Here is a 12,701-nt window from a genome sequence, read left to right as displayed (position 1 = left end):
CGGAGGCGCGCCGCCGCGCGACGCGGGTCGCGCCGCCGACGCCCCCGCCGCCGCGCGAACCGGGCCGCCACGTCGTACGCCCCGCGCTCGCCGAGCTGGTCGAGGTGATCGACTGGACGCCCCTGTTCACGAGCTGGGAGCTGCGCGGCACCTACCCCCGGATCCTGGACGACCCGCGCCAGGGCGAGCAGGCCCGCGAGCTGTTCGCCGACGCCCGGGCGCTGCTCGACGCGATGGTGCGCGAGGACCTGGTGCGCGCGGAGGGCGTCGTCGGCCTCTGGCCCGCCCGGCGGGTGGGCGACGACATCGAGGTGCACGCCGCGGGGGCTGACGCGGGCGCGCCGCTCGCCGTGCTGCACACGCTGCGCCAGCAGCGCGAGCGCGCGGGCGACCTGACGGCCCTCGCGGACTTCGTCGCGCCCGCGGGCGACCACATCGGCGCCTTCGCGGTGGCGATCCACGGCGCCGAGGAGCTCGCCGCCGGCTACGAGCGCGACGGCGACGACTACACGGCGATCCTGGTCAAGGCGCTCGCCGACCGCCTGGCCGAGGCCTTCGCCGAGTGGCTGCACCGCGAGGTCCGCACGCGCTACTGGGGCTACGCGCCCGACGAGCGGCTGCCCGTCGCCGAGCTGATCCGCGAGCGCTACGCCGGCATCCGGCCCGCCCCCGGTTACCCCGCCCAGCCCGACCACACGGAGAAGCAGACGCTGTTCGACCTGCTCGACGCGGCGCAGGTCGGGCTCGCGCTGACGTCGTCCTACGCGATGACGCCGCCGTCGGCCGTGTCCGGGGTCTACCTCGCCCACCCGGAGGCGACGTACTTCGCCGTCGGCAAGATCGGCCGGGACCAGGTCGAGGACTACGCCGCGCGCAAGGGCTGGAGCGTCGAGGAGGCCGAGCGCTGGCTGGCCCCGAACCTCGGGTACTGACGCCTCGGGTACGCCTTCGGGACCGGCGCCGGCGCGTGCGACCGCATCGTTTCGACTAGCGTGACGTCATGCGCTTCGGACTCTTCATCCCCCAGGGCTGGCGGCTCGACCTCGTCGGCATCGCACCGACCGACCAGTGGGCGGTGATGCGGGACCTCGTCCAGCACGCCGACGCCGGCACGGCATGGGAGTCGGTGTGGGTGTACGACCACTTCCACACGACGCCCGAGCCGACGCTCGAGGCCACGCACGAGGCCTGGACCCTCATGGCGGCGTTCGCCGCCGCGTCGTCGCGCGTGCGCCTCGGCCAGATGTGCACGTGCATGGCGTACCGCAACCCCGCCTACCTGGCGAAGGTCGCGGCGACGATCGACGTCGTCTCCGGCGGTCGCGTCGAGATGGGCATCGGCGCCGGCTGGTACGAGCACGAGTGGCGGGCCTACGGCTACGGGTTCCCGCGCGCCGGCGAGCGGATCGCGATGCTCGACGAGGGCGTGCAGATCATGAAGCAGGCGTGGGAGACCGGCGAGGCGACCCTGGACGGCAAGCACTACCAGGTCAGCGGCGCGCGGGTGCAGCCCCAGCCGCTGCAGGACGGCGGGATCCCGTTCTGGATCGCCGGCGGCGGCGAGAAGAAGACGCTCCGCATCGCCGCGCGGTACGCGCAGTACACGAACTTCGACGGCTCGCTGGAGGGCTTCGCGCACAAGTCCGCGATCCTCGAGCAGCACTGCCGCGAGGTCGGCACGGACTTCGGTGCGATCACGCGCTCGGCCAACTACAACGTCGTCATCGGCGCCACGCAGGCCGACGTGGACGCGAAGCTCGACTGGATCGCCGAGCACTACCGCGGCGTGCTGAGCCCCGAGAAGGCGGCCGAGGTCGACCGCCAGTTCCGGACCGGTCCCCTCGTGGGCACCCCCGAGCAGATCGTCGCCACGCTGCGCGAGCTGCAGGGCCTGGGCATGACGTACGCGATCACGTACTTCGTCGACGCCGCGTACGACCGCTCGAGCATCGAGCTCTTCGAGTCGCAGGTGGTCCCCGCGCTCGCCGACTGAGCCGACGCCGCCGTGCCGCCGCGGGACGACCCGCGGCGGCACGCGCGTCAGTCGCGCTGTGTCAGTCGCGCTCTGCGACCGCCATGGCGGACGCGATGCCGGCGTCGTGCGAGAGCGACAGGTGGAACCGGTCGACGCCGAGCTCGGCGGCTCGCGCCGCGACGGTGCCCACGATCTCGACCTCCGGCGGGCCGCCGACGACGCGACGGACGGTCGCGTCCTGCCAGCTCATGGTCCCCGGCGCGCCGAGGGCCTTGGCGATGGCCTCCTTGGCGGCGAACCGCGCCGCCAGCGACGCGGCGGGAAGGTCGCGCTCGTCGGGCGTGAAGAGCTTGGCACGCAGGCCCGGGGCGCGCTCCAACGTCGCCACGAACCGGGCGACGTCCACGACGTCGATCCCGACGCCGACGATCACGCGCGGGCCCCGGCGGGAGCCGTCACTCGACGGTGACGGACTTGGCGAGGTTGCGCGGCTGGTCGACGTCGAGGCCCTTCGCCGTGGCCAGCTCGCACGCGAAGATCTGCAGTGGCACGACGGAGACCAGCGGCGCCAGCAGCACGGGAGTCCGCGGGACGTAGAAGACCTCGTCGGCGAAGGGCAGCACGTCGGTGTCGCCCTCCTCCGCGATCACCAGCGTCCGGGCGCCCCGCGCCCGGATCTCCTGGATGTTCGAGATCACCTTGCTGTGCAGCGAGTCCCGGCCCCGCGGCGACGGCACGATGATGAAGACGGGCTGGCCCTCCTCGATCAGGGCGATGGGGCCGTGCTTCAGCTCGCCGGCCGCGAAGCCCTCCGCGTGGATGTACGCGAGCTCCTTGAGCTTCAGCGCACCCTCCATGGCCACCGGGTAGCCGACGTGGCGGCCCAGGAAGAGGACCGACCTGGCCTCGGCCATGGAACGGGCTGTCTCGCGCACGTGGTCCGCACCGTCGATCACGGTCTGCACCTTGTCGGGGATCGCGCGCAGGTCCTCGAGGATCTCGCCGATCTCGTCCGGGAACTTCGTGCCCCGCAGCTGGGCGAGGTAGAGCCCCAGCAGGTACGCGGCCGTGATCTGCGCGAGGAACGCCTTCGTGGACGCGACGGCGACCTCGGGGCCGGCGTGCGTGTACAGGACGGCGTCGGACTCGCGCGGGATGGTCGAGCCGTGGGTGTTGACGACAGCCACGACCGTGGCGCCCTGCTCGCGCGCGTGACGCACCGCCATGAGGGTGTCCATGGTCTCGCCGGACTGGGAGACGGCCACCACGAGCGTCTTGGAGTTCACCACCGGGTCGCGGTAGCGGAACTCGTGCGCGAGCTCGACCTCGACCGGGATGCGGCACCAGTGCTCGATCGCGTACTTGGCGACCTGGCCCGCGTAGGCCGCCGTCCCGCACGCGATGACCACGATCTTGTCGATCTGGCGCAGCACGGCCTCGTCGACGCGGAGCTCGTCGAGCACGAGGCGGCCCGCGTCGTCCGTGCGCCCCAGCAGGGTGTCGGCGATCGCGTGCGGCTGGTCGTGGATCTCCTTGTCCATGAAGGACGCGAAGCCGCCCTTCTCGGCGGCGGCGGCGTCCCAGTCGACCCTGAAGCGGCGCGGCTCGACGGGCATCCCGTCGAAGTCGACGACGCTCACCGTGTCGGGCGTGATGGTCACGACCTCGTCCTGCCCGAGCTCCATGGCCTCGCGCGTGTAGGCGATGAACGCGGCCACGTCGGACCCGAGGAAGTTCTCGCCCTCCCCCAGCCCGACGACGAGCGGGGAGTCGTGGCGCGTGCCGACGACGACGTCGGGCGTGTCCGCGTGGACGGCGAGCAGCGTGAACGTGCCGTGCAGGCGGCGGGCGACGGAGCGCATGGCCTCGCCGAGGTCCTGCTTCTCCTCGTACGCGCGGCCCAGCAGGTGCGCCACGACCTCGGTGTCCGTCTCGCTCGTCATGCGCACGCCGGTCGACTCGAGCTCGCTGCGCAGGGCGGAGAAGTTCTCGACGATGCCGTTGTGGATGACGGCGATCCGCCCGTCCGCCGAGACGTGCGGGTGTGCGTTGACGTCGTTCGGCGCCCCGTGCGTGGCCCAGCGCGTGTGGCCGATCGCGGCGGTGGCCGGCGGCAGCGGCTGCGCCTCGAGCTCCTGGACGAGGTTGGTGAGCTTGCCCGCCTTCTTCGCGAGCGCAAGGCCTGCCGGCGTCACGAGCGCCACGCCGGCGGAGTCGTACCCCCGGTACTCCAGGCGGGCCAGGCCGCCCATGACCACCTCGAGCGGGCGCTCGTCCGGCTGCTGGGCACCGACGTATCCCACGATTCCGCACATGGCGCCGAGTGTAGGCGGTGAGTCGCCCGGGGCGGGCACGCGCATGGCGACCCGTTCACCGCCCTGCACCGCGCCCCTCGCGCCGGATTCTGCGGGGCCCCTCGAGGAGCGGCAGAATGCGCGGGTGCCCGATGCCGCCGCCGCCCCGTCCACGCCGTACGTGGAGCTCGACCGGGCGGCCTGGAGCCGCCTCTCGGCCTCGACCCCCCTGCCGCTCACCGACGGGGACGTCACGCGGCTGCGCGGGCTCGGCGACCCCATCGACCTGGCCGAGGTCGACGCGGTCTACCGCCCGCTGTCCCGGCTGCTCGCGCTGTACGTCAACGCGACGACGGCCCTCCACGAGGCCTCCACGACCTTCCTGCGCGAGGCGCCCGGCCGCACGCCCTACGTCATCGGCGTCGCGGGCTCGGTCGCCGTCGGGAAGTCGACGACCGCGCGCGTCCTGCGCGAGCTCATGGCACGGTGGCCCGAGACTCCCCGCGTCGAGCTCGTGACGACCGACGGCTTCCTCTACCCGAACCACGAGCTCGAGCGCCGCGGTCTCATGGAGCGCAAGGGCTTCCCCGAGTCGTACGACCGCCGGGCGCTGCTCCGCTTCGTCGCCGCCGTCAAGGCCGGCCGGCCCGAGGTGCGCGCCCCCGTCTACTCCCACCTGTCCTACGACATCGTCCCGGGCGAGCACGTCGTCGTGCGCCGTCCCGACGTCCTCATCGTCGAGGGACTGAACGTCCTGCAGCCGGCGCGCGCGGTCGCCGCCGGCGGCACGAGCATCGCCGTGAGCGACTTCTTCGACTTCTCCATCTACGTCGACGCGCGCACGGCCGACGTGCGCCGCTGGTACGTGGACCGCTTCCTCAGCCTGCGCGCGACGGCCTTCGCGGACCCGGAGTCGTTCTTCCACCGCTTCGCGTCGCTCACCGACGAGCAGGCCGTGGCGCGCGCCGAGCAGATCTGGGACTCGATCAACGCCCCGAACCTCGAGCAGAACATCCTGCCGACCCGCGGTCGCGCGACGCTCGTGCTGCGCAAGGGCGCCGACCACGCCGTGGAGCGGGTGCGGCTGCGCAAGCTCTGAGGCGGGCCGGCGCCGTCGTACCGGTGGGCTCAGGGCCCGCGCCGGCGACAGCTCAGGCCTCGGGCCTCACCGCGGCGGCCCTGACGGGCGCTCCGGAGCCGCCCGGTCGGTCGGCGAGGGACCGGGCGGCGCGCTCAGATCGCCCCAGGCGACGCCGGATGAACCAGGCGATCACGGGATCGAGCGCGAACCCGAGCGCGAGCCCGCCGGCCACGCCGACCGCCACGGCCAGGATCGTGTTGTCCCCCAGCCAGGCGCCGGCGCCGACGCCGAGCAGCACCGAGTACGCGGCCCAGCTCACGGCCGCGATGGCCGCGAGCACGGTGAAGCGGACGCGGGAGAAGCCCACCGCACCCGCCGTCATGTTCACCGCGACCCGACCCACGGGCACGTACCGGGCGGCGATGATGAAGGCGGCGCCGCGGTCCGCCAGCGCGCGGTCCGCCCAACGCAGGGCCCGCTGCTGGCGTTTGCCACGCATCATCCGCAGGTCGCCCACGGGCAGCCGGCGGCCCAGCGAGTACGCGATCTGGTCCCCCGTGAAGGCGCCCGCCGCGGCGACGGCCCCCAGGATCCAGAGGTTCGGGACGCCCTCGGCCATCGCGGTCGCGGCCAGCGCGATGATGACCGACTCGCTCGGCACCGGGGGGAAGAACCCGTCGATGGTGGCGAAGGCGTAGAGCGCCACGAAGACCCACGGCGTGCTCGACAGCGCGACGACCCAGTCGGCCAGTCCTTCCAGCACGTCATCAGCTCCTGGGTCTCGGTGCGCCCACCCGGGCGGCTCGGGTGATCGGCTCGGTCCACGTCGTCGCGAAGCCGTCTGCTCCCTGGACCCACGGTAGAGGGCGGGAGCGACGGGCCGACATCGGGATAACCCCCTATTCCCGCTCAGGGTTCCCCGATCCGGCCACCGGTGTGCTCGACCAGCATCGCAAGGTCTCGCCGCTCTCGACGTCGTCCTCACGGATGAGCCCGCGGCGCCCCGTGCGACCCCTCCGCCCCCGGACGGGACGCGGTCAGGTGAGCGGGAACCCGAGCTCGGCGGCGGCGCGCTCGGGTGTGAGGTCACCGGCCCACCGCGCCGCCTGCGCGGGCGACACGAGCGAGCGCATCTGGGCCACGTCGACGTACAGGCGCCCCGCCAGGTGGTCCGTCTCGTGCTGCACGATGCGGGCCGGCCACCCGTGCAGCACCTCGTCGAGCGGCAGCCCGCGCTCGTCGGCCCCCGTGAGCCGCACCGAGCGCCACCGCGGCGTCGCCGCCTGCCAGCCCTGGACGCTGAGGCAGCCCTCGTAGAACGTCACCTGCTCGGTGCCGACCGGCTCGTACGCGGGGTTCACCAGGACGCGGAACGGCACCGGGGTCCGCTCGCGCACGCGGGCGCTGTCCGGGTCCGCCGCCCACCCGTCCTCGACGACGGCGATCGCGACGCCGAGACCGACCTGCGGCGCCGCCAGCCCGACGCCGGGGGCCGCGTGCATCGTCGCCCGCATCGCCGTCAGGAGCGCCGCGAGGACGTCGTCCGGGAGCTGCCCGTCGTAGCGCGTCGCCGGGCGGCGCAGCACCGGGTCGCCCGCCTGGACGATCGGCAGGGGCAGGCCCCCCTCGAGCAGGCGCTCGACCTGCGCACGCAGGTCCGCGGCCCCCAGCGGGGCGTCGACCGCGGCCGTCACAGCGCCAGCCGCTCCCGGACCACGTCGGCGAGCCGGTGCGCGACCCGGTCGGCCTGCTCCTGGTCGGCCGCCTCGACCATGACGCGGACCACCGGCTCCGTGCCCGAGGGGCGAAGGAGCACGCGGCCCGTCTCGCCCAGCTCCGCCTCGGCGGCGCTGACGGCCGCGAGCAGGCCGTCGTCCGACGCCGCCCGGCCGCGGTCCACGCCCGCCACGTTGAGCAGGATCTGCGGCAGCCGCGGGACCGTCTGGGCGAGCTCGGCGAGCGAGCGACCGCTGGCGGCCACCCGGGCCGCCAGGTGGAGCGCCGTGAGCGTGCCATCGCCCGTCGTGGCGTGCTCGGCCATGATCAGGTGCCCGGACTGCTCGCCACCGAGGCTGAAGCCGCCCGTGCGCATCGCCTCGAGGACGTAGCGGTCGCCCACGGCGGTCTGGACGGTGCGGATCCCCGCCGCGGTCATCGCGAGCTGCAGGCCCAGGTTGCTCATGACCGTGATGACGAGGGTGTCGTCGACGAGCTCGTCGCGCTCGCGGAGCGCGACGGCCAGGATGCCCATGATCTGGTCGCCGTCGACCAGCTCGCCGCGGTGGTCGACGGCCAGGCAGCGGTCGGCGTCGCCGTCGAAGGCCACCCCGAGGTGCGCGCCTGCAGCGACCACGGCGGCCTGCAGCTGCTCGGGGTGCGTCGACCCGCACTTCTCGTTGATGTTGCGCCCGTCGGGCGAGGCGTTGATGACGACGACGTCGGCCCCGGCCGCGCGCAGGGCCGCGGGCCCGACCTCGCTCGCCGCGCCGTTGGCGCAGTCGACGGCGATCCGCATGCCCTCGAGCGCGGTGGCACCGCCGGGCAGCGTGGAGATCAGGTGGTCGATGTAGCGCTCGCCGGACGCGCCGTCCATGGCGATCCGCCCGACGGCGGCGCCGACCGGGCGTTCCCAGGCCTCGCCGATGCGCCGCTCGATCGCGTCCTCGACGTCGTCGGGCAGCTTCTGGCCGCCGCGCGCGAAGAACTTGATCCCGTTGTCAGGCATGGGGTTGTGCGAGGCGGACAGCATCACCCCGAGGTCCACGTGGAGCGCGCCCGTGAGGAAGGCGACGGCCGGCGTCGGCAGCACGCCGACGTTGAGGACGTCGACGCCCGCGCTGGCCAGGCCCGCGGCGACCGCGGCCGACAGGAACTCCCCCGACGCGCGCGGGTCACGCCCGATCACGGCCCGGGGCCGGTGCCCCTCGAACGCCCCCTGGGACGCGAGCACGTGCGCCGCGGCGACCGCGACGTCGAGCGCGAGCTCCGCCGTCACGTCGCGGTTCGCGAGCCCACGCACCCCGTCGGTACCGAACAACCGACCCATCAGACCTCCTCGTCGCACCGACTGTTGCACACGCCACCGCCGTCCGGGCGCATGCGGCGCACGAGACGGCCCCGTCACGACCGACGGCCCCGATGGAGACCATCGGGGCCGTCGGTGGAACGGTCTGTCAGCGCTTGGAGTACTGGGGCGCCTTGCGGGCCTTCTTGAGCCCGGCCTTCTTGCGCTCGACCACACGCGCGTCACGCGTGAGGAAGCCGGCCTTCTTGAGCGCCGCGCGGTTGTGCTCCGCGTCGATCTCGTTGAGGGCACGGGCCACGCCGAGGCGCAGGGCGCCGGCCTGACCGCTCACGCCGCCACCGACGATGCGCGCGACCACGTCGAAGCGACCCTCGACGTCGACCAGCTTGAGCGGGCTGTTGACCAGCTGCTGGTGCACCTTGTTCGGGAAGTAGTCCTCGAGCGTCCGGCCGTTGATCTTCCACTGGCCGGTGCCGGGGACGAGGCGGACGCGGGCGACGGCCTCCTTGCGGCGGCCGAGGGCCTGGCCCGGAGCCGTCAGGCTCTGGCCACGGCCGGTGGGGGCGGCGGTCTCGGAGGTGTAGCTGCTGGGCGTCTCGTCCTCAGCGATGTCCACGGTGGTGTCGGCCACGAGTGATTGTCCTCAGTTCGGGGTGGGCGTCGGCAGCGGCTCAGGCCTGCTGCGTGACCTGGGTGATCTCGAAGGGCTTCGGCTGCTGCGCCGAGTGCGGGTGCTCGGGGCCGGCGTAGACCTTGAGCTTGCTCATCTGGGCACGCGAGAGCGACGTCTTGGGGAGCATGCCGCGGACGGCCTTCTCGACGACGCGCTCGGGCTTCTTCTCCAGCAGCTCGCCGATCGGCGTGGCACGCAGACCGCCCGGGTAGCCGGAGTGGCGGTAGGCGAGCTTCTGCTCGCGCTTGTTGCCGGTCAGGGCGACCTTGGCCGCGTTGATGACGATGACGAAGTCACCGCCGTCGACGTGCGGGGCGAACGTGGCCTTGTGCTTCCCGCGGAGCAGGGTGGCGACGTGGGTGGCGAGCCGGCCGAGGACGACGTCGCTCGCGTCGATGACGTGCCAGGTCCGCTCGACGTCGCCGGGCTTCGGGGTGTACGTGCGCACGGTCGTAGCCTTCGTTTCCTGTAGCTGAATGAGGTGCATCGCGCTCCGGCGTCAGGCCGGGGCTCCGATGGTGGTCGCCTGCGCCTCCGCGGCAGGCCCGGCGGTCAGGACCTCTGAGGGCTGACCGCGCGCGGGCGCTCCACAAGGGGACGCATAACGACGTCCCAGAGTACCCGGCGCCGGCCGCGTGGGCAAAACCGCGTCCGGCAGCCCCCCGGATCGCTCGGACGGGCGACCTCGTCGGGTGCCCGCGCGCGGCCGGTTCCACTAGCGTGACGGCGCCGGCGCGTCACCGGCGGGAGGGGGGAGACGAATGTCCGAGCTCAGCGTGGAGGTCGGCGCGCTCGACCTCGTCCGCCAGCTGGCGGAGCGCCAGGCGGGGCACCTGCGGGCGATCCGCGACCACCTGGACGCCCACACGACGCTCTCCGGCGTGGGTGGTGCCGTGATGCTCTGCCTGCGCGGCCAGTACGACGAGGGTCGCCGCGTCGCGCTCGAGGGTTTCGAGCAGGGCGTGCGCATCTGCGAGAACGTGGCCGAGCAGGCCGCCGCGACGCGACGCGACTACGTCGCCGCCGACCGCGCCGCCTGGACGCGCCTGCAGGCCCTCGCGCAGGAGCTGGGCGTCAGCGTCCCGCCCTTCAGCGACCCGGGGTCACCCGACCTCGGGCCTCCCGGCGGCCCGGCGGCGGAGCCGGGCGCGCAGGACGACTCGGTGGCCCCGTGGTCGCGCATGACACCCGAGGCGCTGCGCCCCGGTGTCGACGGGGCCCGCACCGCCACCACGACCGGGGTCAAGCGCATCGACGCGCCGCCGTCCAACCCGTTCGGGCCGATCTCCCTGCGCTACCCGGCCGACCAGGGCATGAGCCACCTCACGGACCGGTACTGGGACCGGCGGGACGAGCAGACCCCGTTCGGGTCGACGAGCAGCGCTCGCGACCGCTACGAGCAGGCGCAGATGCGCCGCTTCGCGGAGGGCTACGACCGCGGCACGCAGGCCACGGGAGCCGGCTCGCTGACCCACCACTCCCCCTGGTCGCAGGACCGCATGACGACGCGCACGACGCAGGCCGGCCTCGACGTCTACGGCACGGTGACGTCCGCGCGCGGGGCGTGGAACGCGATCGAGCGGCTCGACCAGCAGGCCGACGGGCGCGACGTCGTGACGTCGGTCGCCACGGGCCGGGACAACACGGCGAACGCCGCGTGGGCGGAGTGAGATGACGATCACCGAGGTGCACGATCCGCGGACCGCGCTCGTCGCGCCGTCCGGGCCGGCGCAGGACTTCGCCGACTCGCTGCGGTGGAAGGCGGGCCCCCTCCTCGGCGGTCTGGACTGGCTGGTCGAGCAGCTCACGGGCACGTCGGCGATCGCGGCCCTCGTCGAGCCGCTCTCCGGCGACTGGGTCGGGCTCGAGAAGGGCGCTCAGGCATGGGGCCACTCCGCCCAGGCGAGCCTCTCCGTGGCCGCGAACTACGCCGCGCTCACCACCTCGGTCGCGCCGCAGTGGGACGGCATCGCGGCCGACGCCTTCATCGAGCGCGTCGGCTCGATCGCCGAGGGGTACGCGCAGTACGCCGACGGCTGCACCGCCATGCGGGAGGTCACCGAGGCGCTGCTCGACCTGTGCAAGGCCACGGCCGAGGCGATCGCCGGGATCCTCGGGTTCATCGGGGACTACCTCACGCGCCTGATGATCGAGGCCTCGATCCCCGTCGTCGGCTGGGTCGCCGGGGCCATCGACGGCGCCGTGTCGGGCGCCATGCTGCTCCGGAAGCTGGAGCGCGGCTACCGCCTCCTGCAGAAGGTCCTCGAGTTCGTCGAGCGCTTCCGCGAGGTGCTGCTCGCGCTGCAGAAGGTGGCCTACGCGATCATGATCCTCGCGCGCGCCACCACGGCGGTCGTGGACACCCAGGCCGTGGCCGCCGGCGACCGCGCCACCTCGACCGCCTTCGGGGTCCGGTGAGCACCCGCACGCCGGGCGGCGTCCCGGGCAACCCCGACGTCACCGCGCTGCTGGCGGACCTGCGCGCCGCCACCGCCTCGGTGCGTGCGGTCGCGGCGCAGCAGGAGCAGGAGCGCCAGGCGTTCGCCGCGCAGACCGCGCGCCAGGAGGAGGAGCGGGCGAAGGCGGCGCGCGCCGGTGAGCTCGGCCCCGACTGGCGCACGCTGCAGCAGCGCATCGACCTGGGGCAGACGTCCCTGGCCGCCATCCTCGCGGGGGCCGACGAGCACCCCGCCGCGCAGCGCGTGCTCGACCACGCGATGGACCGCATGGTGGAGATCCGCGAGGAGATCGTCACGGCGCTCGCGCAGGACGACGCCGTCGACCCCCGGCGGGAGCGCCCGGCCGGCGCCGACGAGGTCGTCTCCGCGGCGGCCGACGCGCAGGCCGCCGCGGACGAGATCGCCCGGACCCTCGCGCGCCTGCGTGAGCGCGCCGTCGAGGACGGCGGCGCGGACCCGTTCGGCCGGGGCCCGCTCGCCTAGGACCGCTCCTCGCGCGGGCCGAGGAACGTGCGGGGCCTGCGGCGCCGGCGCGGCCGCCCGGTCGCCACGCGCTGGTCCCAGTCGAGCTGGCGCACGCGGCGCCCGTCGTCGATCGTCGACAGCCCGCCGACGACCCGCTGCAGGCCGAGGGCCGCGAGCGCGAACAGCGTTCCCATGACGAGCACGTCGGCGGTCGAGCTGCGCGTCAGCGAGCGCGCGACCGGCTCCTGCACCACCACGCGCACCGTGTCGCCGACCGCCAGCGGGTGCGTGCCGGCCGGCAGGCGCACCTCGTCGCCGTCGGCCGTGCGGACGGTCGCCTCGTAGGTCGAGGCGACGTCGAGACCGAGGCGCCCGAGCAGCGCGTCCCGCCCGCGCAGGTCCGCCGTCACGTCGACGACGGTCGCTGTCACCGGCCCGGGCTCCCACGGCCACGCGACCCGCTCCGCGGGGAGCCGGCCGAACCCGGCGAACGTCCCGGTCCACAGCACGAGCACGCCCACCAGGACGCGCGCGGCACCGACGACCGGCCCCTCGTCCTGCGCGTGGGCCAGCACCCGCGGGACGGACGCCCAGCCGCGCCCGAGCGGCCGCTGCGGGACCCCGGCGTCGACGTGGCCGGTCACGAGCATCTGGCCGAGCGTGACGCCGGGGCCGAGCCGCACGCCCCCGTCGCGCGGCCACGGCGGCCCGAGCGACGAGCCCACCGGC

14 protein-coding genes are annotated in these 12,701 nt (G+C 74.2%); 6 read left to right on the top strand and 8 right to left on the bottom strand.

Translation table 11 applies throughout. The annotated features are described in order from the left end of the window. Both IDM29_RS10325 and IDM29_RS10320 read left to right on the top strand, forming a co-directional pair. On the top strand, positions 1-932 hold a 932-nt coding region (locus tag IDM29_RS10325; protein WP_304518674.1), incomplete at its 5' end, for a vitamin B12 dependent-methionine synthase activation domain-containing protein. Between the two features lie 68 nt (positions 933-1,000). Then, positions 1,001-1,993, top strand: coding sequence for an LLM class F420-dependent oxidoreductase (locus IDM29_RS10320; RefSeq protein ID WP_182112005.1), 993 nt, complete (start codon positions 1,001-1,003; stop codon positions 1,991-1,993). Between the two features lie 61 nt (positions 1,994-2,054). Here IDM29_RS10320 and IDM29_RS10315 read toward each other — a convergent pair whose 3' ends face one another. Then, a complete protein-coding gene (locus tag IDM29_RS10315; protein ID WP_182112006.1) occupies positions 2,055-2,408 on the bottom strand; it encodes a holo-ACP synthase in 354 nt (117 codons plus the stop codon). A gap of 22 nt (positions 2,409-2,430) precedes the next feature. Beyond that, on the bottom strand, positions 2,431-4,290 hold the full coding sequence (glmS, locus tag IDM29_RS10310; protein WP_182112007.1) for a glutamine--fructose-6-phosphate transaminase (isomerizing): 1,860 nt from the start codon (positions 4,288-4,290) through the stop codon (positions 2,431-2,433). 124 nt (positions 4,291-4,414) lie between these two features. Here glmS and coaA point away from each other — a divergent pair, with 124 nt between their 5' ends. Next, positions 4,415-5,368: a type I pantothenate kinase gene (coaA, locus tag IDM29_RS10305; protein ID WP_255491633.1), complete on the top strand. Its 954-nt coding sequence runs from the start codon at positions 4,415-4,417 to the stop codon at positions 5,366-5,368. Positions 5,369-5,420: 52 nt separating this feature from the next. Here coaA and IDM29_RS10300 read toward each other — a convergent pair whose 3' ends face one another. The 5 genes from IDM29_RS10300 to rplM all read right to left on the bottom strand — a co-directional run bounded on the left by IDM29_RS10300 (position 5,421) and on the right by rplM (position 9,496). Next, entirely contained in the window at positions 5,421-6,113 is a 693-nt protein-coding gene (locus tag IDM29_RS10300) for a DedA family protein (protein WP_255491634.1), read from the bottom strand. A gap of 274 nt (positions 6,114-6,387) precedes the next feature. Beyond that, the gene (locus IDM29_RS10295) at positions 6,388-7,044 is read right to left on the bottom strand and encodes a peptide deformylase (protein ID WP_255491635.1); all 657 of its coding nucleotides are present in this window, start codon (positions 7,042-7,044) and stop codon (positions 6,388-6,390) included. After that, positions 7,041-8,396, bottom strand: a complete 1,356-nt coding sequence (gene glmM / locus IDM29_RS10290) for a phosphoglucosamine mutase (RefSeq protein WP_182112009.1) — start codon at positions 8,394-8,396, stop codon at positions 7,041-7,043. Before glmM ends, IDM29_RS10295 begins: the two co-directional genes overlap by 4 nt. 127 nt (positions 8,397-8,523) lie before the next feature. Beyond that, positions 8,524-9,006: a 30S ribosomal protein S9 gene (gene rpsI, locus IDM29_RS10285; protein ID WP_182112010.1), complete on the bottom strand. Its 483-nt coding sequence runs from the start codon at positions 9,004-9,006 to the stop codon at positions 8,524-8,526. A gap of 40 nt (positions 9,007-9,046) precedes the next feature. Further along, the gene (gene rplM / locus IDM29_RS10280) at positions 9,047-9,496 is read right to left on the bottom strand and encodes a 50S ribosomal protein L13 (RefSeq protein ID WP_182112011.1); all 450 of its coding nucleotides are present in this window, start codon (positions 9,494-9,496) and stop codon (positions 9,047-9,049) included. Between the two features lie 313 nt (positions 9,497-9,809). Between rplM and IDM29_RS10275 the strand changes: the two genes are divergently transcribed. From IDM29_RS10275 to IDM29_RS10265, 3 genes are read left to right on the top strand one after another with little or no spacing between them, the layout of a single operon-like run. Beyond that, positions 9,810-10,718: a hypothetical protein gene (locus IDM29_RS10275; RefSeq protein ID WP_182112012.1), complete on the top strand. Its 909-nt coding sequence runs from the start codon at positions 9,810-9,812 to the stop codon at positions 10,716-10,718. A gap of 1 nt (position 10,719) precedes the next feature. After that, positions 10,720-11,466, top strand: coding sequence for a hypothetical protein (locus IDM29_RS10270; protein WP_182112013.1), 747 nt, complete (start codon positions 10,720-10,722; stop codon positions 11,464-11,466). Beyond that, complete coding sequence (locus tag IDM29_RS10265) at positions 11,463-11,990, top strand: hypothetical protein (RefSeq protein WP_182112014.1); 528 nt, start codon at positions 11,463-11,465, stop codon at positions 11,988-11,990. The genes IDM29_RS10270 and IDM29_RS10265 overlap by 4 nt, the downstream gene beginning before the upstream one ends. Here IDM29_RS10265 and IDM29_RS10260 read toward each other — a convergent pair. Then, positions 11,987-12,701: hypothetical protein (locus IDM29_RS10260; RefSeq protein WP_188037488.1), on the bottom strand; the 715-nt coding region annotated here is incomplete at its 5' end. The two genes, IDM29_RS10265 and IDM29_RS10260, sit on opposite strands and share 4 nt — an antisense overlap.

It is taken from the genome of Actinotalea sp. JY-7885 (genome assembly GCF_014525465.1).
Classification (GTDB): Bacteria; Actinomycetota; Actinomycetes; order Actinomycetales; family Cellulomonadaceae; genus Actinotalea.
Note: the sequence above shows the minus strand (reverse complement) of the source record. Positions and strands in the feature narration are given on the sequence as shown.

Bases quoted from the DNA above. Each gene is read 5' to 3' on its own strand.
- glmM (WP_182112009.1), bottom strand. From the start codon at position 8,396: ATGGGTCGGTTGTTCGGTACCGACGGGGTGCGTGGGCTCGCGAACCGC.
- IDM29_RS10270 (WP_182112013.1), top strand. From the start codon at position 10,720: ATGACGATCACCGAGGTGCACGATCCGCGGACCGCGCTCGTCGCGCCG.
- IDM29_RS10320 (WP_182112005.1), top strand. From the start codon at position 1,001: ATGCGCTTCGGACTCTTCATCCCCCAGGGCTGGCGGCTCGACCTCGTC.
- IDM29_RS10275 (WP_182112012.1), top strand. From the start codon at position 9,810: ATGTCCGAGCTCAGCGTGGAGGTCGGCGCGCTCGACCTCGTCCGCCAG.
- glmS (WP_182112007.1), bottom strand. From the start codon at position 4,290: ATGTGCGGAATCGTGGGATACGTCGGTGCCCAGCAGCCGGACGAGCGC.